Source organism: Vibrio kagoshimensis (genome assembly GCF_050337535.1).
Taxonomy (GTDB): domain Bacteria; phylum Pseudomonadota; class Gammaproteobacteria; order Enterobacterales; family Vibrionaceae; genus Vibrio; species Vibrio gallaecicus.
On the sequence record NZ_JAKJSZ010000017.1, the window covers coordinates 86,858 to 108,304 of the forward strand.

Consider the following 21,447-nt stretch of genomic DNA (forward strand, 5'->3'; position numbering starts at 1 on the left):
AGCTATTCACTTCTATTTAACTACATCTGCTTTCCAATATACCAAACATCAGTGATATGTTTTTTTAATCCATAATATAAATAACACTAGCGACTTGGTATGAATGAGAATAAAAGCAGAATACCCCACCAAAGTAGCGAAGAAACAAATACAAGGCTCAACATAGTCACACTGACAGACCAAACAACAAAAATAATACTGCTCGCGCTCTGAAAATTGAGAACGTCAAAACTCACCAGCAGCAAGCTAATAACGGCAAGAACAATAAAGGACCCTTTCAGGGCATGATTAAAATCGGTACGGCTTGGAATACAATGAAAACTAATCAGAGACATCGCAATAAGCCAAGCAAAAGCATGCCACTGATCCATTGCTGAGTGAGTCAAAATAGTCATATTTGAGTAAATCACTTTCACCATATCAACAAGGTTGGCGTTCTGAGTTGTGTAATGAAAACCTTCAATTGGGATATTAAAAGAATACCTGCTCAACACGATAACTAACCCCGCACCAAAAAGCGGAGCAATGGCAATAAAGAACAGACCAATAACTTGGTATAAAGAACGAGTATTCCAGCGATGCTGAACATAGCCTAGCCGCCCGCTGCTTTCTCGCTGAAATAAACACATTTTGTCAATTTTATGCCTGAACAAAACAGCAAAGAAAGCATGAGACAACTCATGAATAGGGACGCCAATAAAAGCAGAAATAAAGTAAAGTGATCGACTCGCTTGAGATCGCATGACTCTTGGAATCATAAAGTGGGCAATTAAGTTGTGCATACCAATCACGAAAGCAATTGGGAGAATCAGGCAAGCAAAAATCAGCAGTATTTTCATTGGGTTCGTAATCTAAAAAGCGAAGAGTGACGTTCTCATTACGAGCAATATGATACTTCTTAATGAATACAACAAGCTTCTAGTAGACTAAGTTTGAGGTGACTAGGCTAACGCTCATGCATAAAGGTGAGAAGCGCGATAAGTGTATCGAACAGGAAAGAAAATCGCTCTGTATCTAATGCAAAATGTTATCGCTTCAGATACGAAAAAAGACGCCCTAAGACGTCTTTTTTCTAAATATGGCGGTGAGGGAGGGATTCGAACCCTCGATACGTTGCCGTATACACGCTTTCCAGGCGTGCTCCTTCAGCCACTCGGACACCTCACCATATTGTTTGTTAAGCTTGCTGCTCAACGGGGTGCTAATTTAATGTCTATCGGTCTTGCGGTCAAGCGACTTCACTAAAAAAGTCACTTAATTGTGTTTGTTTGATTACAAAACAACTCATTAGATCAAAAACAAACCAATTCAGATAGATATAGAGCACTAAAGCTTAAGCTTGTTGGTAATAACCTGGCACTTTAAACCACTTACGACACATATCCAGAAAGTAACCATAAAGCACTCCCATACCACATGAAATCACTGCATTACTGGTTACAGCAGTAATGATTTGATCCGTAGACGCTCCAACAGCAAACAAGATTCCTGCATACACGGGAGACTGGAAAAGCACATAAGCCATCAAGTCAGAAATATTCTTCATCAACGAAGTTCCTGACAGTTTCGCTCCATTACGTAAAAACCAATCACGGAACACACCGTAAGGCCACGCAATAGCAATATTCACAGGTATTGATAGCACTCTAGAAGCTAGTGATTGCTCAAATGACATGCCTGATATGAAGATCTCAACAATCATTCCTGAAATAAAACAGAAAACAACCATAGCAAATGTATCCGCTGCTGCATTGCGAAGACAAAATGGACCACGAGATTTCATTTCACTACCACCAAAACATACAACTGCCAAAGAGGCAATTTAGTAACATATAAAAAGGCTACTAGTAAGCAACCCAGAGAATATCGCTATTAAATCACAACATTTGCAGTGTTACATTCCAAATATGAAACCAAGAGGTAAATTAACAACCAAAAAAGCGTATAGAACTAGATGGAATCACCAAAAAAGTGACACCAGTCTAGTTTTTGTTCATTTTGAAAATTAATTACTGAAAGTTTAATACAAATTATACATCCGAGAGCTTTACTGTAATTAGGTCTATTTTGTCTTTACTAGGGAATGTTGAATTTGTTAGTGCTTGAATTGACTCATTAATAGTACTAATTAATAAATCATCATTTTTAGGCTGCGCTAGGATTTGTAGTTTCTCCAGAACAATATGTGCATCTTGATTATTTCTATCTTCAAGTGCTACATAAAGTGCCACAAGAAGGTCCTCCGAGCTTTCATCAACCTGTTCTGATGGCTGTTTTTCCGGGCTATATTGATACAATTTTTTTGAATGGCGATAAAGTGCATCATCCAATTCACGCTCGTCAATTGGTTTAGCGATAATATAGTCCACCCCCGCTCCTAACATCCTTTCTCTTGTTTCTTTAAATACATCGGCTGTACAACCAAAAATAAGTACTGAACGAGCATCGCCCGCTAAAGCCCTAATGGCGAGAGTTGCTTCTACGCCATCCATAACGGGCATGTGGTTATCCATTAAAATTAAATCAAAAGACTCTGCAACAACTGCCTGTATCGCTTGCTCTCCATTTTCAACGCTCTTACACTCAAACCCTTTATTTTTCATAAAAGTTTCAATGATAATGGTGTTGGTTCGGTTATCTTCAACGATGAGGACTTTCATTCCAGAGAAGTTGAGATTTCTATGGATCAGGTTTTCAACTGACCCGGGTTTACAAGGTTGGATTTTTAATCGAACATCAAAACTTGTTCCAATCCCCTGCTCACTAGTGACAGTGATATCACCTTCCATTAGCTGCGTGATTTTTTTAACAATAGCCAAACCGAGACCTGTACCGCCATAACGACGGGTAGTCGAAGATTCCGCTTGCTCAAATGGTTTAAATATTTTGTCTTGAGCATCTTTTGCTATACCAATGCCAGTATCTCGGACATTAATTGATAAATAAGTATCATTCCTTTCATGCACTTCTTTTAAATACACTTCAACAAAACCACGTGAAGTAAACTTCACGGCATTATTCAATAGGTTAAACAATATTTGCCTTAATCGCGCTTTATCAGAGTAATACCACCGCTCAACTGGTACCTCCGAATAAACTTTGAACTGCAAGCCTTTCTCTGTCGATAATGTGTGATAAACACTATTGATACTGCCGATAATGGAATCTAGTGGGAAGCTGGTTTTATCTAAATCTAAGTGACCCTGCTCTATCTTTGAAAAGTCTAGAATCTCATTCAATAAAGTCATCATATGATCGCCGGAATCATATAAACTTTTTAGGTGTTTTTTCTGATCTTCATTCAAATCTGTTTTCAGTAAGATCTGCGCAGTACCTAAAACCCCATTCATAGGCGTGCGTATTTCATGCGAGAGAGTAGCAAGAAAGGCTGTTTTGGCATTAGTTGAAGCCTGGGCTTTGACCTTTTCAGCCTCTAAATAGATGGTCTTTTCATTAAATGTATTGATAAGGTGAGCAATTTCATCCTGACTTGTGTAGGTCAGATCAATGATGCCTCCTGTTTTGGAATCATCCAGTTTCTTTGCAATCTTGGTAATCGGGCTTATCAGGTAACGGTTCAGCAAGTAATAACCCGCCATTACACAAAGCAATAGAAATGGAACAATACCGCTTTCAACACTCATAACTTGGTGGAAAACTTCATCAGCCACTAGTCGCTTAGAGTTCACAACATCGACTGTCCATTCAAACTGACCAAACTGGTGCTGACTTATATATATCCCTTCTACGAGATTAAAATTATGCGTGACAAGTACCTGGTCATGTTGATCTTTTAAAGTAATACCTAATTCATATTCTTCAGCGTGATTTTTAATAAAGATAAGCAGTTCATCTAATGATAAATCAACGGTCGCCACCCCCGAAAACTCCCCTTGAAGGTAGTAAGGCATAGATGCGGTGATCATTTGAATATGAGTATAAGGGTCGATATATACATCAGACCAAGAGACGAATTCCGGTGCTTGGTTTACAACAGAGGTATACCAACCCTCTTGATGATAAGGGAGAGCTTGTGGATTATTATAGGATAAGATCTGATCAACTTGACCGCCGGAAGCCTTGTTGAAAAATTGACTATCAAGCACTTGATTGGGACTGAGAGCGTAAGGTTCTGGCCAAATACCAGCGCTGACAATAATGTCATCACTAGTTGAAAGAAAAGAAGCGAATAGCAGGGCTAAATCAGGGGTTGCTTGTTTTGTTTGAGCTAATCCAACAATGCTATTTAAAAAGCCTTGAGAGCTATTGAGTGGCTCTGAAATAAAAGAAGAGAGTAATTCAGTTCTAAGGTCTAGATTTTGCTGTAACTTTGCTCGTACGGGAGATTCAACAACGAAGTAAGTCACACTACCAATAATGGCAATAAAAAACGCGAGATACAAACCAAGCGCTATCATACTTTTTTTCTTTAAAGACGACCGTATATACATAATTCTTCATAGTTTTCTTTTTAGTTTAAACTATCGAGAATAATCTGCTACTTCAAGCTTTTTAGTTCCTTCTACGATTGTTATCATAAACGTAATATCTTCTTTTATTTACGGTATCTAACTTTGACTCTACAAGACATTCTTGCGCTTCCTGAACTTCAAGGAAAGCTTCTAACAGAAAGTAAAACTCTTGGCTTTGTCACTTCAATGGCGTCTGCTCCGAATGTGTTAACCCCACATGAATGGTTGCCTTTCTTATGGGGTGGCGAAGAGGTTGCACCATTCAGCGATGGTGAACAGCTTGAATCTTACATCGAAGTTATCATCGAGCTATGGAACAATACACGACCGGCATTAATTGAAGGTACTTGGACTTGGCCTGAAGCTTGCCAGCTTGACGATGAAGAAGTTGTGAATAGTGCAGCTCGAGACTTTTGTGAAGGTTTGCTTCAAGGTTGGCAAATTTCTCGTGATGACTGGGAAACTTTAATGCCAGAAGACAGCGAAGACAATGCTCTGCTCGGTGGTGTATTGCTTTCATTGAGTATGCTGTTTGACCCTGAAACTTCTATTGCAACATTAGCAGAGCAAGGTATCGAAGGCTTAGAGCAATTTGAAGAGATCTTCAATGCTGTGCCCGTCATGCTATGCGGAATCACTCAACGCGGCATTGCGTTAGCTGAAGAACAGTAATAGTTGAAGGCAAGTAATTAACTGAGATTATCAGTAATTGCTAGATCCAGTACAAAAATAGAAGGTCTCAGAATTTCTGAGACCTTCTATTTGGTGACATCATCAACGAACACAACACAGTGTAACTAAACTGATTTCTAAGAGTTTAACGACTTCCAGTCAAAGCTATCAATTCGTTCGTCGGCGATATAAAACAGCTTCGTACCTTCAGTTATAACAGTGTTGAGGTCTGGGTTCAGCTCTATTCCATTACCAACATCAATTGCAATTAAGGTCGCCTGATAATCGGCTTTAAACATCGAAAAAATAGGTGAAACAGTGATTGTTGGTGAACCTTCAGGGTAATGGGTCGAGTATTGAGTCATCCCCCTTGTTGAACTCAAAAGTTCTTGATGTAGCGCACTTGAGCCTGGGTCAACTGCAGCTTTTGCCAGCATTTCAGCACCCACAGCAGGAATACACTCTGAATTAGGGCAATGCTGATGAAGAAGATCACTTAACGCTTCATCTTTGAAGTAAACAAGCAAATGCGCTTGTGGATTTCGATTCGCACAATATAGCGCTGCAGAAAGAGTAATATCATCTTCAGGGCTATCTATGAGAATACAGCTCGCACTCTCTATCCCTGTCTTTTCCATTTCTTTGCCATCGGTATAGCTGTTGACTTTAACGAAACTGATTTCTCCAGGTAGAGGGTTTTCGATATCGGAGCGAGTACACAAAACAATAGGTCGTCTTCCTGTTTCTTCATGTTGTAGCATACGAATCAGGTGTATCGTTCTTTGCTCATTCCACCCCAACATCAAAATATGATTTTCCACCCGTACTCTCCTTTTTCCTAATAGACCAGCTCGCCAATAATGAATACCTTCTGTCGCTAATTTGCCTAGTATCCCAGCAAATAAACTCAAACCACCGGGGATTACAAACAAAATTACAATCCAGCGTCCCAGATCTGTTGTCGGGGACATATCACCGTAACCAACAGTAGAGCCTGTCACGACTAGGTAATAAACAAATGTCGTAAACGACTCAGTTAACGCTGTTTCATTTGCAGCAACTAGAAGTACCCAAGACAGAACTGAGTAACCTAGAAAAGTTAAAAATAAATTCTTGCCATTCAGCACAAAAACATTCGCTTGTACCCAACGTTTTAATTGCAGCCAAATCATCATGTTAAAATATTTTTAGACCTCTTTTAGCATACTTGTTAGTTCATAATGCTTCACCGTAATATCAATTTCAACATCAATAATCGGATGATATAAACCAGATACAAAAAAACCAGCGAACGCTGGTTTTTGTTAAGATGAAACAGCTAAGTTTAAGCGTTACCTTTTACCTGTAGATTAAGCTGTTCAGCAAAATCTAGCATGCGGTTCAAAGGGATCAAAGATTTGACTCTTAACTCTTCAGAAACGAAGATTTCATGCTGCTCTCCACCATTTTTTAATGCATTTTCGATCGCTTGTAAGCCGTTCATAGCCATCCATGGGCAATGAGCACAGCTACGACAAGTAGCACCAGCACCTGCTGTAGGCGCTTCAATCAATTCTTTTTCAGGCACTAATTGCTGCATTTTGAAGAAAATGCCTTTATCAGTCGCCACAATCATTTGCTTATGAGGTAGCTCTTTTGCTTTCTTGATCAGCTGACTTGTCGAGCCAACAGCGTCTGCAAGTTCAACCACACTAGCTGGTGATTCAGGATGCACAAGAATTGCGGCTTCAGGGTAGACTGATTTCATTTTCTTTAGTGCATCAGCTGAAAACTCATCATGAACAATACACTCACCTTGCCAAAGCAACATGTCCGCACCTGTTTGATTGGCAATGTATGAACCTAAATGACGGTCTGGTCCCCAAATAATTGGTTTACCTTCAGCATCTAAGCTTTCTACAATTTCAAGCGCAATACTTGATGTTACTACCCAGTCAGCACGAGCCTTCACAGCAGCAGAAGTATTAGCATAAACAACGACTGTATGGTCCGGGTGAGCATCACAAAACTCAGAGAATTTATCAGCGGGACAGCCTAAATCTAGTGAGCACTCTGCTTCTAAAGTTGGCATCAAGATACGTTTTTCTGGGGTTAGAATTTTTGCAGATTCACCCATAAAACGTACACCAGCAATAATTAAAGTACTTGCTGAATGACGATTACCAAATTTAGCCATCTCTAAAGAGTCACCAACAAAACCACCGGTTTCTTCAGCTAAAGCTTGAATTTCAGGATCTGTGTAATAGTGTGCAATCAAAACAGCGTCTTTTTCTTTTAATAGCTGTTTAATGTTTGCAAGATGCGCCAATTTTTGAGCATCACTTAGTGGTACTGGCTTTGGCGGGAAAGGATAAACGGTTTCGATTTTGTCTAATATGTGGCTCATTGCTCTTGCTCTATGCAACTTCCTATAATACGAGCATTCTACACCTGAGAGGCATAAGGATCAAAAAGGATTACGGGGAGGCCTAAAATGAAAAAAGAGGCGCTAAATGCACCTCTTCCTTTATTCACTATAAGTGAGTCTTTGCGACTTTAGCTGAAGCACTATTCGGGTACTCAGCGACCACTTGTTGATAATACTTTTTAGCCTGTTCTTGATTGTTATTTCTAGCTGAAATATCACCAAGTTTAACTAAAGCATCTGCTCGTTTATTCGAATCAGAGTAAGCAACTACAGCGGCAAAACTTTTTACTGCCTCTTTATCTTGCTTCTTAGCAAAATAAAGCTGCCCTAACCAATAATGTGAATTAGGCGTAAATGTCGAATCAGGAAAGTCTTTTTGGAACTGCTGAAATGCAGCAATCGCACCAGTATAGTCACGTTGCTTTAAAATCATATCTACAGCATTTTGATAAGCAGTTTGCTCATCAACATCCGTACTAAAAGTACCGGTAGAATCACCAGATTCAGCTGCGTTATCAACTGAAACAACCGCTTTACCTGAAGTTTTCACTTCATTTCGTACGCGATCTAATTCGATAAACAATTGACGTTGGCGTTCCAACATCTGCTGCATATCATAGCTATTTCGTTCTAGCTGACCGCGCAGTTCGCTGATTTCAAGAGACATCTCGTCAATTTGCTGTTGCATCTGCAACTGAACACGATTTCGGTTCTGCAATAATCTTTCAAGACGTTGAATATCAGATTCGCTAGCTGAGGGACTAGAAGAAGTTGTAGAGGTTGCGGTGGAGTTATTGATTTCTGATACTGGAGCTGGTGCAGCGAACACTAAGTTCGCTGCACTTGCCAGTAACGTAAGCATAACTGCTCGCTTAGTGTTACTGAACATGAGGCATTTCCTCAATTAGATAATTTACTAAAATTAGTAAACTAGTACTGCACGACGGTTTTTAGCGTACACATCTTCAGATTGACCTAGAAGAAGTGGCTTCTCTTCACCGTAGCTTACGATAGAGATTTGGTCAGCTTGAACACCTAGCGCTTGTAGGTATTTTGCAACAGCTTCAGCACGACGCTCGCCTAGAGCAATGTTGTACTCTGGAGTACCACGCTCATCAGCATGACCTTCAATAGTTACGCTCATGTTCACGTTTTTGCTTAGGTAAGCAGCGTGAGCAGAAAGCATAGCTTCGTAGTCACCAGCGATAGTTGAGTTATCAAAAGCGAAGTAAATAGTTTGAGTTTCGCGTAGTGCTTGCTCTTTTAGCTCTTGCTCTGAAAGTTGACCGTTAGCGTCAATTGGAGTTACAACAGTTGTATCTACAGTGTTGTTACCTTCTGAACCAGTTGTTTGGTTAGTTTCAGTACCAGAAGTTGAAGAAGTTGCGTCATCACTTGAGCTACATGCTGTTACTGCCATTACTGGTAGTGCAATCATCAAGCCTTTAAGAACTTTATTAAGTTGCATCTTATTTTTCCTTACGTTATCAAACTTAGTTTTTAACTATTTACGCTATAAAAACGGAGACCATGCAGGCGCTCTTACACGCCCATTTGTTGCCGGTAATCTAGCTTTAAATCGTCCATCAATAGAAACCATTGAAAGCACGTTTGTCTTGTTATAAATGGAGCTATAGATAACCATACCACCATTTGGTGCAATGCTTGGAGACTCATCCAGTAGTGTTTTAGTCAACACTTGAACAGCCCCAGTTTCCAAATCTTGTTTAGCCAGATTAAACCCTGAATTACTGCGATTCACCATGATAAGGAATCGGCCATCAGGCGTTATTTGACCACCTAAGTTTTGGCTGCCTTGCCAAGTAAGACGAGTTGTCGAGTTGTCTGTCAAATTTACCCTATAAATCTGAGGTTTACCACCGCGATCAGAGGTAAATACTAACGACTTCCCATCTGGATACCAGAATGGTTCAGTGTTATTTGAACGTCCACGAGTAATCTGAGTTAATTTTTTGCTTTGGAGATTCAGAGTATAAACTTGTAAACTGCCAGTCTTCGAAAGCACTAAAGCTAATTCTTTTCCATCAGGAGAGAATCGTGGCGCACCATTGTGACGAGGGTATGACGTTACTTTTTCTCGCTCACCTGTATAGATATTCATAACAAATATCTCAGCTTGACCATTTTGGAAACTAACATAAGCCAGTTTTTGACCATTAGGTGACCATGCTGGTGACATTAAAGGCTGTTTTGAACGTAAAACTAAACGCTCATTAAAACCGTCGTAATCAGCTACTCGTAACTGATACGGGTACTTATCTTTGTCATTGACGACTACATAAGCGATACGAGTCAAAAAGGCACCCTTTTCTCCAGTCAGTTCTTGATAAACTAAATCTGAAATTCGATGCGCATATTCTCTTAGTCGTTCACCTGTAATCGTGGCGCGTTTATTAAATAGGACATGGTCCTTAGATAAAACTAACTGCCCTTCATCACTTAATGCTCGGCTTTGCCCGTTTGTTAGTTGGCCACGTACAATATCAATAAGCTGATAGTTAATGACGTATTCACCTGAAGCATTCTGGCTAATTGAGCCAGTTAGCAGTGAATCGACACCTAGCGTTGTCCACGCATCAAAATTCACATCAGCTTCACTGTATGGAGTCTGAGGCATTTTATTCGTTGCAACAGGGCTGAATTTACCACTTCGTTGTAAATCAGAAGCGATAACAGCTGAAACATCATGAGGTAGAGGCTTAGCTCCTTCCCATTTGAACGGAACAATTGCAATTGGTCGAGCTGAGTTTATACCATCTGTAATGACCAGCTCTAAAGCAGCTTGTGCATACTGACTGCTCGTTGCTATTACAAATGCTAAACTTAGTAATAGTTTCTTAAACACGGGTTCATCCTTTTACTCTGGTAAAACAGTTAAGTTTATGTTTTTAAGTGAATTAATTACATCCGGATCTTTCGGTAACGGATAAGACTTTACTTGTGCAACTGCTCGTTTTGTTGCTGCGCATAATCGGCTGTCTCCATCTAAGATGGAAAGATTACCTAAAATTGCAGTGGTTCCCGTTGGTATTAATTTCAAATTAACTTTACAAGACTTGCCTCGAAAACTGTCTTCAAGTAGCAAGTTTTGCTGGATTAATTGAGTGTAAATAGCTCCGTATCGATCCGCTTCAGAGCTTACAAATTGTTGTCTTGCTGAAGTATTTTGAGATGACTCAGTTTCAAGACCAGCGAAAATATCATTCAAAGCGGCTTCTTGAAGTTTGCGTTCTTTTTCAGCTTTATCTGCCGCCTCTTTCGCTTTACGTGCCTTTTCCTCAGCAGCTTTCGCTTCTTTCTCTTTAGCTATGCGCTGTTTCTCAGCCAGCTCTGCCGCTTCTTTTTCTTTTCGAGCTTTCTCAGCTGAAGCTTTGGCTGCTTCCTCTTTCGCTATACGCTCTTTTTCCGCTTTGGCGATTGCAGCCTGTTTGGCAACTCGCTGCTCTTCAGCTTTACGAACTGCGGCTTCTTTTTTCTTTCTTTCGGCTTCAGCTTTTGCTGCTTTTTTCTTCTCACTTTGCAAACGAACTTCTTCAGCTTTGCGTTGTTTTTCTTTCTCTACGCGGATTTTCTCAGCTTCTCTTGCTGCTTTAGCTTCTTTAACCTGCTTTTCCTTTAGCTTGCGTATGTTTTCTTCTTCAGCTTTTCGATTACGTTCTAATCTTTCACTTTCTCTGCGCAGCTTATCTAAGCGTTCCTGTTCTTTCTTGCTCGCCTCTTCTCTTTGCTGACGAATTTGATTCGCTTGCTGACGCACTAATTGAGGATCAATAACTACCGCCTGAACCATTTGACCACTAGGTTTTGGTTCAGATGAATTAAAATCAGCTCCGAATATTAAAGCTGCAACGAGCACGGAGTGTAAACTCAACGAGACCACTAATGGCTTACTATAGCTGCTCGCTTTATTTTTATTATTAACTTTCATGAATGCTACGGAGCTATTCCTTTATATCCGTTAGAAGACCCACTTTAGGGACACCTGCGCGGCTTAGTTCATCAAGAAGAAGGACGACCTCGCCGTAAGGTGTTGAAATATCGCCACCCACTGCTACTGGAGAGTTAGGATTAATACTCAGCTCAGCTTTTACTCGAACAATGATGTCTTCAAGTGATAAACCACGTTGAACGTCTTCATCATTAACACTGAGACCTAATAGCCCCTCTTTGTCGACTTCAACAATAATGAAACTTGAATTCCCATCACTTTCATCTCCCATCATTTCACTAGCAGATTGAGCGGTTGAAGCCTCAGGAAGCTCAACATCTACACCCTGAGTAACGAATGGAGAGGTCACCATAAAAATGATAAGCAAAACGAGCATAACGTCGATGTAAGGTACAACGTTAATCTCAGCTGTCATTTTGCGTTTTTTTGGTTGGTATCCCGCCATTTTTATTCCCTACCGGCCATAGCTTGGCGGTGAAGGATGCTATGAAATTCTTCAGAGAAAGTTGCGTAGTTGTGTTCCAACTTACCAACACTACTACTGAATCGGTTATAAGCCATTACTGCTGGAATTGCGGCAAATAGACCCATTGCAGTTGCAATCAAAGCTTCTGCGATGCCAGGAGCGACCATCGCTAGCGTTGCTTGTTTTACTTGCCCAAGAGCAATGAAGGAATGCATGATCCCCCAAACTGTACCAAATAAACCAATGTATGGACTAATAGAACCAACTGTTGCTAAGAAAGGTAAATTTGTTTCCAATTCATCTACTTCACGTGCTACTGCAACACGCATTGCGCGTCCAGTTCCTTCCATAATGAAATCAGGAGAAGCCGCATTTGATTTGCGAAGACGAGCAAATTCAGTGAATCCTGCGTAGAAGATCTCCTCTGTACCGGATAGCTCATCTTTCCGTTTATTACTTTCTTGGTATAGCTTTGCCAGATCAACACCAGACCAAAATTTATCTTCAAACACATCTGTCTGTTTAGATGCTTGAGATAAAACCTTGCTTCTTTTGATGATCATTGCCCATGACGCCACTGACATTCCCATCAGGGTAAGCATAACGAGCTTAACCAATAAGCTTGCATCAAGGATAAGATCTAAAATTGAAATATCAGCTGTCACTGTTGTTTAACTCCGAAAGAATAAAGGTTGGTATAGCTTTGGGTTTCATTTTTTGATTATCGATACATGCTACCTTAACCATTGCTTTACACAATACTTTGCCATCAGGATTTACGATTTCCTGACAGAATGTAAGTGAAGCTCGTTTCAACTCTGCAATAGTTGTGGTCACTTTTAATGAATCATCAAGACGCGCACCCTGGATAAAATCAATATCCATGTGTCGGACAACAAAACCTATACTTTGTTCTAATAAAACTTGCTGATGAACACCAATAGATCGCAGTAGCTCAGTTCGAGCTCTTTCAAAGAACTTAAGGTAGTTCGAGTGATAAACCACTCCACCAGCATCAGTGTCTTCATAATAAATAGTGATTGGCCACGTGAAAGGTTTAGATAAGCCCTGCAAATTTATACCATGCTATAGAAACTAATAAAGGTATCACTATAACTCAAGTCGTTGGCTTTGCTAGTTCGATGGAAGTAATTTTTTGATTTGCGTGGTAAAAAAAAGGTCATCTGAATTAGATGACCTTTTTTTGAGCAAAAACCGAACAGTTAGATTTATGACATTCTTTGTACTGTTAGGTAAAGCAATATTGCAAGCGAGAAGTATGGGCTAAACCAAACCTGCCAGAACCAAGCTCTTGGCTTAAAACCGATGCCATAAACCATGCTCGAGCATACAGCCCAAATAAATAAAGGACCAATAATAGCGTTAAAACCGCCAATGCTATTAGCATAAGCCTCAGGTTCCCACATGACTAAACCTACATGTAAAAAGCCAAGCACCAAGGATAAAACTCTTAATAGGGTTTTATCCATAGGCTTATGTAGCTTATTTACTATGCCGTTAATCTTAGTCACTTGCCCAGTGTTGCTACTCACTGTCTTTATCCATCATTTCTGAATGCTCTAACCAAAGAGCATTAATGATGCCGAATGCACATGCTAGCAGTACACCCAAAATCCATGCGAAATACCACATAAACGTTCTCCTAAGTAATTTAAACTTTCGGCTTAGTAAGCTGAAACGTCGTTATCTTCGATGTGTTTCTTATCTAAGCGACCAAACATTTTGTAGTATGTCCATGTCGTATAGCCCAAGATCACCGGCACCATTACGAAAGCCACAGCAGTCATCAAGTTCAAGCTTAATTCACTTGCAGTTGAATCCCACATAGTCAAACTATGGTTTGGGTTCAGGCTTGAAGGCATTACAAATGGGAACATTGCAAAACCAGCCGTTAAAATAACGCCAGCATTTGTAAGGCTTGAGAACAAGAATGCAAATCCACCACGGTTAAAACGAGAAGCTATCGCAGCAAGCACAGGCATCGCAACGCCTAAGATTGGCGCGGCCCATAGTGCAGGGTAAGCTTCAAAGTTTGCCATCCAAGCACCCATTTCACGAGCAACTTCTTTGTTTAGTGGATTAGATGCAGCCATAGTATCTATAGTGCTTGTAATCACATAACCTTCAATTGATTGAACCCAAACACCACCAACAGCAAACAATGCAGCAATAATAATGCCGGCAACCTGTGCAATAGTACGAGAGCGGGCTTTAACATCGTCAGTCGTTTTCATTTGCAGCCAAGTTGCACCTTGCAAAATAAACAGCGTTAAACTTAGAACACCACAAAGCAGAGCAAACGGGTTTAGCAAACCAAAGAATGAACCATGGTATTTAGACATAAGTAGATCATTCAGATCAAATGGTACACCTTGTAATAGGTTACCAAATGCTACACCAAAAATGATTGGTGGAACTGTACCACTAAAGCAAATTGCACCATCCCACAAGCTACGCCATTTTGGGTCTTCGATTTTCGAACGGTAATCGAGCCCAAGAGGACGAAGCCAAAGAGCGGCAAGAGCAACGTACATTGCTAGATAAAAGCCTGAGAAAGATGTCGCATAAACCAATGGCCACGCAGCAAAGAGTGCGCCACCAGCTGTAATTAACCAAACTTGGTTACCGTCCCAGTGTGGAGCGATTGTGTTGATCATTACACGGCGTTCAGTGTCGTTTTTACCGATAACGGGAACAAGCGCGCCTACGCCCATGTCAAAGCCATCAGTTACAGCGAAACCAACCAGTAATACACCGATCAGAACCCACCAAATAAGTCGTAAGATTTCGTAATCAAACATTTGTTATTCCCTCACTTATACTTCGACTTGACGGCTTACTTTGTCTTCGACAGAGCTTGCTTCTTGTTCAAAGTGGTAACGGCCTGTTTTTAAACTGCTTGGACCTTTACGTGCGAATTTCAGCATTAGATAAACTTCAGCAATTAAGAACACTGTGTACAGTGCAAGAATTGCAAATAAAGACGTCCACAGCTGTTCAATCGTAAGCGCTGACGCTGCCACATTAACAGGTAGAATTTCACCAACAGCCCATGGCTGACGACCGAACTCAGCAACGAACCAACCTGCTTCAATTGCAATCCAAGGAAGTGGAATTGAGAATAATGCAGCTTTAAGAACCCATTTCTTCTGTTCAATTTTCTGACGACACGTTTGAATAAACGCAGCACCGAATACGAACAGCATAATGAAACCACAGGCTACCATTAGGCGGAATGACCAGAATAACGGCCATACAGTCGGAATTGAATCATCCGCAGCCATTTGAATTTGATCTTCAGTTGCATCAACAACTTCGTCTGTATAACGCTTCAGAAGTAAGCCGTAACCAAGGTCACCTTTTACTTCATCAAATGCGGCTTTGTTCTCTTCAGAACGGTCGCCTGCACGTAATTTTTCAAGAAGTTCATATGCGTACATACCAGTACGGATACGGTCTACGTGATCATCACGTAGGTCACGTAAGCCCGTTACTTCTTTATCAAAAGAACGAGTCGCGATAATGCCCATTACATAAGGGATTTTTAGCGCGTAATCAGTATGCATTGTCTCTTGGTTTGGAATACCAAACACAGTAAATGCGGCAGGTGCTTCTTCTGTGTGCCACTCAGCTTCAATCGCTGCTAGCTTCACTTTCTGAACTTCACCAAGCTCGTAACCAGATTCATCACCCAATACGATAACTGACAATATAGCAGCCATACCGAACGAAGCGGCAATTGCGAATGAACGACGAGCAAAAGCAAGGTCACGACCTTTAAGAATGTAGTATGAGCTGATACCAAGAATGAACATCGCACCTGTTGTATAACCTGATGCAACAGTATGAACAAACTTCACTTGAGCTACTGGGTTTAGAACAACTTCAGCAAAGCTCACCATTTCCATACGCATGGTTTCGAAGTTAAATTCAGCGCCAACAGGGTTTTGCATCCATCCGTTTGCGACAAGAATCCACAATGCTGAAAAGTTAGAGCCAAGTGCTACTAACCAAGTTACCACCAAGTGCTGACGCTTAGACAATCTGTCCCAACCAAAAAAGAAAAGACCAACAAAGGTAGATTCAAGGAAGAATGCAACAAGCGCTTCAATAGCCAGCGGGGCACCAAAGATGTCGCCAACATAGTGAGAGTAGTAAGACCAGTTAGTACCAAACTGAAACTCCATAGTCAGGCCTGTAGCCACACCTAGAGCGAAGTTTATACCAAACAATTTACCCCAGAACTTAGTCATGTCCTTGTAAATTTGTTTGCCTGTCATTACATAGATAGACTCCATGATGGCTAGTAAGAACGCCATACCTAAAGTCAATGGAACGAATAAGAAGTGATACATCGCTGTAAATGCAAACTGCAATCGCGATAGATCAACAACATCAATCATGGTAGCTCCTTTGTGTCGGCTGATTGACACTTTTGTGATTCTTTACTGCAAAACGTCACTGTTAACCAACAAGATCACTTGTTATTAACGCTGAGTAATTTGTAGCAAAAATGTACCGTTATAGTTAGATTATTGTTAAGCACTAGCTAATATAGCTGCGGCTAATATTACTGGTAAAATCAGTATGTTTCAAAAGATTTATAGGGGCTTCTTGCGTTGATTTGAGTCAAGTTTCTAGTCGCCAGTTAGAGGTATTTTTGTGCAATTATGATTAAAATCACAGCAATGCTGACTTTATTAATAATAACCGACAATACACGTGACAAAATTACGGCACCCTAGTAACACAATTATTACCTATACCCCCAAAGGGTTAACATTGCTTGTTATTTTTTGTTGCAATTTAATGACCCACACAAAAATCATCAATCTATGTTTTCATTAATGATCACTTACCTTCTTCGCTATTTGTTTCAAATTTTTTGTCGGTAAAACAAAAAAGCCTAGTTGATATTCAACTAGGCTAATAAACTATCATGCATATAAAAAAACAGTGCGCATGAAATATTTAAGGAGGTTAATCCTTTTCAATACCAAAATGAAGGTACGCTCGATCTGTCGCAATTCGACCTCGAGGGGTTCGCTGCAAATATCCCTGCTGAATCAAATATGGCTCTAACACATCTTCAATCGTATCTTTCTCTTCCCCAATCGCCGCAGCCATATTATCTAAGCCAACAGGACCACCACCAAATTTTTCCATGATCGCTAGCAATAGTTTTCTATCCATATAGTCGAAACCTTTAGCATCGACATCTAGCATATTTAACGCCTTATCTGCCACGTCAGGGCAAATATGCCCATCACCTTTTACTTCTGCATAATCACGCACACGTCTTAGTAGTCGGTTAGCAATTCGTGGCGTACCACGCGCTCTTCTTGCTATTTCTAAGGCGCCTTCCGATTCCATTGATAAATTTAAGCAATCAGCGCTGCGTTGAACAATATGCTGTAGATCCGGGATTTTGTAATACTCTAAACGCTGCGTGATCCCAAATCGGTCTCTTAATGGTGAGGTTAGAGAACCAGCACGAGTTGTTGCACCAATTAAAGTGAATGGGGGTAAATCTATCTTGATTGAGCGTGCCGCCGGACCTTCACCAATCATGATATCTAATTGGTAATCTTCCATTGCTGGGTAAAGCACCTCTTCTACGACAGGGCTTAGTCGATGAATTTCATCAATGAATAACACGTCATTTTCTTCAAGGTTAGTCAACAACGCAGCTAAATCACCCGCTTTCTCTAAGACCGGACCAGAAGTCGTACGAATATTCACATCCATTTCATTAGCAACAATGTTAGCTAAAGTCGTTTTGCCCAAGCCTGGAGGACCAAAAATTAGTAAGTGATCCAATGCTTCATTACGCAACTGCGCTGCTTTGATAAAGATTTCCATTTGGTCACGTACGTGATCTTGCCCTCGGTAATCAGCAAGTGCTTTTGGTCTGATAGCACGATCAATAACGTCTTCATCTTTAAAGACTGGATTATCAGGAGCGATTAGGCGATCAGCTTCAATCATAATTATTTGGAACCTTACATTCGTTTATCAGTGGTATTAGCGGTCTAATTACTAAACCATTGACTTAAGCGCATCTCGAATCAACTGCTCACTTGTCATGCCTTCCTTAGCAATCTGTGAGATAACTTTTGAAGCAATTGTTGGTTTATAGCCTAACGCTAACAGTGCACTCACAGCTTCATCTTCAGCATTATGAGAAACACTAGCCATTGAGTCGATGGGAGCAGCGTCTGTCGCTGGCGTAAATAAATCACCAGCACCCCAGCCTTTCAGGCGATCTTTCATTTCAACAACCAAACGCTCGGCAGTCTTTTTACCCACACCCGGCAGTTTCACCAGCGTAGAGATATCTTCACGCTCGACACTTTGCACAAATTGGCTAGCAGTCATACCTGATAAAATACCTAACCCAAGCTTAGGACCAACCCCATTGGCTTTTATTACTTCACGAAATAGTGCACGCTCTTTGACAGTATTAAAGCCATAAAGTAGCTGTGCATCTTCACGAACCACAAAATGAGTATAGATAATCGCTTCTTCACCCACTTCTGGCAGTTCATAAAAACAACTCATCGGCATTTGGACTTCATAGCCAACGCCACTTACTTCAATCAATAGTTCAGGTGGTTGTTTTTCAATAAGTGTTCCGCGAAGGCGTCCAATCACAAGGTGTTCCTTTGGAGAGATAAATTAAGAGATTTCAGATGATAATAAATAACTGGATGGATAGCCAGTTAAAGCATAAAACTTGGAGTTAGTCTATTAATGACAATTTGCAGAAATAATAGAAAATTTAAGTAAAGCATTGCTAACTATTTATATCGCCCTTTACGAGCCCCTGTAGCTTTACCAGCCAATGCTATCAAGGTTTTGTTGGTATTGGCATGAGTAATGGCAACACCGAGAGCATCAGCCGCATCAGCTTGAGGTCTTGCCGGGAGTTTAAGCATACTCATCACCATATTTTGAACCATCAACTTATCCGCACCACCGTTTCCTGTTACTGCTTGTTTGATTAATCGCGCTGCATATTCATGTACAGGTAAATCGGCATTTACAGCCGCTACAATTGCACTACCTCGCGCTTGCCCCAGCTTCAAAGCTGAATCAGCATTCTTAGCCATAAACACTTGCTCAATAGCGAATACGTCAGGTTGAAACTGAGTAATGATTTCACTCACCCCGGCATAGATCTGCTTGAGTCGACCAGGAAGCTCTTTTTCAGAGGTACGAATACAGCCACTTCCTAAATAATGTAGGTGGCGACCATTTTGACGGATTACTCCATAGCCAGTAATGCGAGAGCCAGGGTCAATCCCTAAGATAATAGACATAACAATATAATACTGATTATTTATACATGCTTTTAATAGAGGGCTTAGTATATCTAAAGGCAAAAAAAATGCCCGTTAAATTAACGGGCATTTCATTGTTCTTTTGAACACTAAAGTTCTAACGAAAATTCAAAGTTCAACCGACAACTAAAAGCTCAATTAAAGCCCACAGCTTCAGTTTCGCTTAATCGTTTGATTAGTCTTCTTTCTTCGCCAATTTAACAGCGATCGCTAACTCTTCCAGTGATGCTGGGTTAGCTAGGCTTGGCGCGTCTGTTAACAGACACGCTGCAGCTGTTGTTTTCGGGAATGCGATAACGTCACGGATGTTCTCTGTACCACAAAGAAGCATTGCTAGACGGTCAAGACCGAATGCTAGACCCGCGTGTGGTGGAGTACCGTACTGAAGAGCATCTAGTAGGAAGCCGAACTTCTCTTGTTGCTCTTGCGCTTCGATACCTAAAATACCGAATACAGCCGTTTGCATTTCTGCGTTGTGAATACGAACAGAACCACCGCCAACTTCGTAGCCGTTGATTACCATATCGTATGCATCAGAGTTAGCTGCTGCTGGGTTCGCTTTTAGCTCTTCCGCATTCACACCAAGTGGAGATGTGAATGGGTGGTGCATTGCGTGAAGGTTACCTTCGCCATCTTCTTCAAACATTGGGAAATCAATAACCCAAAGAGGAGCCCACGCTTTCTTATCTGTTAGCTCTAAGTCATCACCTAGCTTGATACGAAGTGCACCCATTGCTTCTGCAACGATGCTTGCTTTGTCTGCGCCGAACAGAATGATATCACCAGATTCGGCTTCGGTACGCTCAAGAAGACCGTTGATTACATCTTCGTTTAGGAACTTAGCAACTGGAGATTGAATGCCTTCCATGCCAGCAGCACGGTCGTTAACCTTCATCCAAGCAAGACCTTTCGCGCCGTAGATACCTACATGCTCAGCGTAACCGTCGATTTGCTTACGCGTTAGCTTAGCACCGCCTGGTACGCGAATAACCGCTACGCGACCTTTTTCGTCGTTAGCTGGAACAGAGAATACTTTGAACTCAACATCTTTCAGTAAGTCAGCAACGTCTACTAGTTCTAGTGGGTTACGTAGATCTGGCTTATCAGAACCGAAACGACGAATCGCTTCAGAAAATGGCATTACTGGGAATTGACCAAGTTCAACATCTAGAAGCTCTTTCCACATATCGTGAACAAGTTTTTCAGTGATGTTACGTACTTCTTGAGAAGACATGAACGATGTTTCGATATCGATCTGAGTAAATTCAGGCTGACGGTCAGCACGTAAATCTTCATCACGGAAACATTTAACGATTTGGTAGTAACGGTCAAAACCAGACATCATCAGCAGTTGCTTAAATAGCTGAGGAGATTGAGGAAGTGCGTAGAAGCTACCTTTATGAACACGGCTTGGTACTAGATAATCACGAGCGCCTTCTGGCGTCGCTTTAGTTAGTACTGGTGTTTCAATATCTAGGAATAGGTTCTCGTCTAAGAAACGACGAACGAAGCTAGAAGCACGAGCACGAAGCTTGATACGATCGCTCATTTCTGGACGACGAAGATCGATGTAACGGTACTTAAGACGCTGCTCTTCAGAGTTCGTTTGGTTGAAGTCTAGTGGAAGCGCTTCTGAACGGTTAATGATCTCTAGACCAGTTGCGTAAAGCTCTACTTCACCAGTAGCCATGTCTTTATTTACTTGGCTGTCAGGACGAACGCGTACTTCACCAGTAAACTTGATACAGAATTCATTACGCAGTTGGTTAGCGATCGGGAAGATATCTTTCATATCTGGATCGACAACAACCTGAACGACGCCTTCACGATCTCGCATATCGATAAAGATAAGACCGCCTAAATCACGGCGACGGTTTACCCAGCCGCACAATTCTACAGTTTGTCCCGCCAGGGACTTGTTCAGGTTACCACAGTAATGGGTACGCATAATGAATTTCCCAATCTCTTAATAATTTACTAATTTCCAAGCTGTTGGTGGTATATCCACTCAACAGAGCAAAGGATCATTTATACGCGGAAACTCGTTTAAAATCGACCTTCCGCAATCGAATTTATTGTGTTTTATCTGGCTTTGC

21 protein-coding genes and 1 tRNA gene are annotated in these 21,447 nt (G+C 41.0%); 1 reads left to right on the plus strand and 21 read right to left on the minus strand.

What is annotated here, in order from left to right; genetic code table 11:
* Positions 1–86: 86 nt before the first annotated feature.
* From L4C37_RS16410 to L4C37_RS16425, 4 genes are all read right to left on the minus strand, one after another.
* Complete coding sequence (locus L4C37_RS16410) at positions 87–839, minus strand: hypothetical protein (protein ID WP_429769194.1); 753 nt, start codon at positions 837–839, stop codon at positions 87–89.
* 240 nt (positions 840–1,079) lie between these two features.
* Positions 1,080–1,167: transfer RNA gene (locus L4C37_RS16415), tRNA-Ser, on the minus strand.
* 166 nt (positions 1,168–1,333) lie between these two features.
* A complete protein-coding gene (locus tag L4C37_RS16420) occupies positions 1,334–1,783 on the minus strand; it encodes an L-alanine exporter AlaE (protein WP_273297427.1) in 450 nt (149 codons plus the stop codon).
* 247 nt (positions 1,784–2,030) lie between these two features.
* On the minus strand, positions 2,031–4,451 hold the full coding sequence (locus L4C37_RS16425) for a hybrid sensor histidine kinase/response regulator (protein ID WP_489686374.1): 2,421 nt from the start codon (positions 4,449–4,451) through the stop codon (positions 2,031–2,033).
* A 123-nt stretch (positions 4,452–4,574) separates the two neighbouring features.
* On the opposite strand from L4C37_RS16425, the gene L4C37_RS16430 reads away from it, so the two are divergent.
* Positions 4,575–5,144, plus strand: a complete 570-nt coding sequence (locus L4C37_RS16430) for a UPF0149 family protein (RefSeq protein WP_137372507.1) — start codon at positions 4,575–4,577, stop codon at positions 5,142–5,144.
* 137 nt (positions 5,145–5,281) lie between these two features.
* Here the strand turns inward: L4C37_RS16430 and L4C37_RS16435 are convergent, their stop codons facing one another.
* The 17 genes from L4C37_RS16435 to aspS form a co-directional block, all read right to left on the minus strand.
* Positions 5,282–6,319, minus strand: coding sequence for a potassium channel family protein (locus L4C37_RS16435; RefSeq protein WP_137372506.1), 1,038 nt, complete (start codon positions 6,317–6,319; stop codon positions 5,282–5,284).
* A 149-nt stretch (positions 6,320–6,468) separates the two neighbouring features.
* Complete coding sequence (gene nadA, locus L4C37_RS16440) at positions 6,469–7,530, minus strand: quinolinate synthase NadA (protein WP_429769196.1); 1,062 nt, start codon at positions 7,528–7,530, stop codon at positions 6,469–6,471.
* A gap of 127 nt (positions 7,531–7,657) precedes the next feature.
* Entirely contained in the window at positions 7,658–8,440 is a 783-nt protein-coding gene (gene ybgF / locus L4C37_RS16445; RefSeq protein ID WP_137372504.1) for a tol-pal system protein YbgF, read from the minus strand.
* 33 nt (positions 8,441–8,473) lie between these two features.
* Entirely contained in the window at positions 8,474–9,019 is a 546-nt protein-coding gene (pal, locus tag L4C37_RS16450; RefSeq protein WP_137372503.1) for a peptidoglycan-associated lipoprotein Pal, read from the minus strand.
* A gap of 45 nt (positions 9,020–9,064) precedes the next feature.
* On the minus strand, positions 9,065–10,417 hold the full coding sequence (tolB, locus tag L4C37_RS16455; RefSeq protein WP_429769197.1) for a Tol-Pal system beta propeller repeat protein TolB: 1,353 nt from the start codon (positions 10,415–10,417) through the stop codon (positions 9,065–9,067).
* Between the two features lie 12 nt (positions 10,418–10,429).
* On the minus strand, positions 10,430–11,500 hold the full coding sequence (gene tolA / locus L4C37_RS16460; protein ID WP_429769198.1) for a cell envelope integrity protein TolA: 1,071 nt from the start codon (positions 11,498–11,500) through the stop codon (positions 10,430–10,432).
* Between the two features lie 13 nt (positions 11,501–11,513).
* Positions 11,514–11,966, minus strand: coding sequence for an ExbD/TolR family protein (locus L4C37_RS16465; protein ID WP_429769199.1), 453 nt, complete (start codon positions 11,964–11,966; stop codon positions 11,514–11,516).
* 2 nt (positions 11,967–11,968) lie between these two features.
* On the minus strand, positions 11,969–12,652 hold the full coding sequence (gene tolQ, locus L4C37_RS16470; protein ID WP_137372499.1) for a protein TolQ: 684 nt from the start codon (positions 12,650–12,652) through the stop codon (positions 11,969–11,971).
* Positions 12,642–13,061 carry a tol-pal system-associated acyl-CoA thioesterase gene (gene ybgC / locus L4C37_RS16475; protein ID WP_137372498.1) on the minus strand — a complete coding sequence of 140 codons (420 nt, stop codon included), beginning with the start codon at positions 13,059–13,061 and terminating at the stop codon, positions 12,642–12,644. Before ybgC ends, tolQ begins: the two co-directional genes overlap by 11 nt.
* Positions 13,062–13,216: 155 nt before the next feature.
* Positions 13,217–13,519: a cyd operon protein YbgE gene (gene ybgE / locus L4C37_RS16480; RefSeq protein ID WP_137372797.1), complete on the minus strand. Its 303-nt coding sequence runs from the start codon at positions 13,517–13,519 to the stop codon at positions 13,217–13,219.
* A 13-nt stretch (positions 13,520–13,532) separates the two neighbouring features.
* Positions 13,533–13,640 carry a cytochrome bd-I oxidase subunit CydX gene (gene cydX / locus L4C37_RS16485; protein ID WP_000270284.1) on the minus strand — a complete coding sequence of 36 codons (108 nt, stop codon included), beginning with the start codon at positions 13,638–13,640 and terminating at the stop codon, positions 13,533–13,535.
* 32 nt (positions 13,641–13,672) lie between these two features.
* Positions 13,673–14,809 carry a cytochrome d ubiquinol oxidase subunit II gene (gene cydB, locus L4C37_RS16490; RefSeq protein ID WP_429769200.1) on the minus strand — a complete coding sequence of 379 codons (1,137 nt, stop codon included), beginning with the start codon at positions 14,807–14,809 and terminating at the stop codon, positions 13,673–13,675.
* Positions 14,810–14,824: 15 nt separating this feature from the next.
* The gene (gene cydA, locus L4C37_RS16495) at positions 14,825–16,411 is read right to left on the minus strand and encodes a cytochrome ubiquinol oxidase subunit I (protein ID WP_429769201.1); all 1,587 of its coding nucleotides are present in this window, start codon (positions 16,409–16,411) and stop codon (positions 14,825–14,827) included.
* 577 nt (positions 16,412–16,988) lie between these two features.
* Entirely contained in the window at positions 16,989–17,996 is a 1,008-nt protein-coding gene (ruvB, locus tag L4C37_RS16500) for a Holliday junction branch migration DNA helicase RuvB (RefSeq protein WP_137372495.1), read from the minus strand.
* 51 nt (positions 17,997–18,047) lie between these two features.
* Positions 18,048–18,662, minus strand: coding sequence for a Holliday junction branch migration protein RuvA (gene ruvA / locus L4C37_RS16505; protein ID WP_273294300.1), 615 nt, complete (start codon positions 18,660–18,662; stop codon positions 18,048–18,050).
* 146 nt (positions 18,663–18,808) lie between these two features.
* Positions 18,809–19,330, minus strand: a complete 522-nt coding sequence (ruvC, locus tag L4C37_RS16510) for a crossover junction endodeoxyribonuclease RuvC (RefSeq protein ID WP_137372493.1) — start codon at positions 19,328–19,330, stop codon at positions 18,809–18,811.
* Positions 19,331–19,526: 196 nt separating this feature from the next.
* Positions 19,527–21,299 carry an aspartate--tRNA ligase gene (aspS, locus tag L4C37_RS16515; RefSeq protein ID WP_429769202.1) on the minus strand — a complete coding sequence of 591 codons (1,773 nt, stop codon included), beginning with the start codon at positions 21,297–21,299 and terminating at the stop codon, positions 19,527–19,529.
* Positions 21,300–21,447 lie beyond the last annotated feature (148 nt).

Bases quoted from the DNA above. Each gene is read 5' to 3' on its own strand.
- L4C37_RS16425 (WP_489686374.1), bottom strand. From the start codon at position 4,451: ATGTATATACGGTCGTCTTTAAAGAAAAAAAGTATGATAGCGCTTGGT.
- L4C37_RS16435 (WP_137372506.1), bottom strand. From the start codon at position 6,319: ATGATGATTTGGCTGCAATTAAAACGTTGGGTACAAGCGAATGTTTTT.
- aspS (WP_429769202.1), bottom strand. From the start codon at position 21,299: ATGCGTACCCATTACTGTGGTAACCTGAACAAGTCCCTGGCGGGACAA.
- ruvB (WP_137372495.1), bottom strand. From the start codon at position 17,996: ATGATTGAAGCTGATCGCCTAATCGCTCCTGATAATCCAGTCTTTAAA.
- L4C37_RS16420 (WP_273297427.1), bottom strand. From the start codon at position 1,783: ATGAAATCTCGTGGTCCATTTTGTCTTCGCAATGCAGCAGCGGATACA.
- L4C37_RS16465 (WP_429769199.1), bottom strand. From the start codon at position 11,966: ATGGCGGGATACCAACCAAAAAAACGCAAAATGACAGCTGAGATTAAC.
- cydB (WP_429769200.1), bottom strand. From the start codon at position 14,809: ATGTTTGATTACGAAATCTTACGACTTATTTGGTGGGTTCTGATCGGT.
- nadA (WP_429769196.1), bottom strand. From the start codon at position 7,530: ATGAGCCACATATTAGACAAAATCGAAACCGTTTATCCTTTCCCGCCA.
- pal (WP_137372503.1), bottom strand. From the start codon at position 9,019: ATGCAACTTAATAAAGTTCTTAAAGGCTTGATGATTGCACTACCAGTA.
- ruvC (WP_137372493.1), bottom strand. From the start codon at position 19,330: ATGTCTATTATCTTAGGGATTGACCCTGGCTCTCGCATTACTGGCTAT.
- tolA (WP_429769198.1), bottom strand. From the start codon at position 11,500: ATGAAAGTTAATAATAAAAATAAAGCGAGCAGCTATAGTAAGCCATTA.
- ybgF (WP_137372504.1), bottom strand. From the start codon at position 8,440: ATGTTCAGTAACACTAAGCGAGCAGTTATGCTTACGTTACTGGCAAGT.
- cydA (WP_429769201.1), bottom strand. From the start codon at position 16,411: ATGATTGATGTTGTTGATCTATCGCGATTGCAGTTTGCATTTACAGCG.
- cydX (WP_000270284.1), bottom strand. From the start codon at position 13,640: ATGTGGTATTTCGCATGGATTTTGGGTGTACTGCTAGCATGTGCATTC.
- L4C37_RS16410 (WP_429769194.1), bottom strand. From the start codon at position 839: ATGAAAATACTGCTGATTTTTGCTTGCCTGATTCTCCCAATTGCTTTC.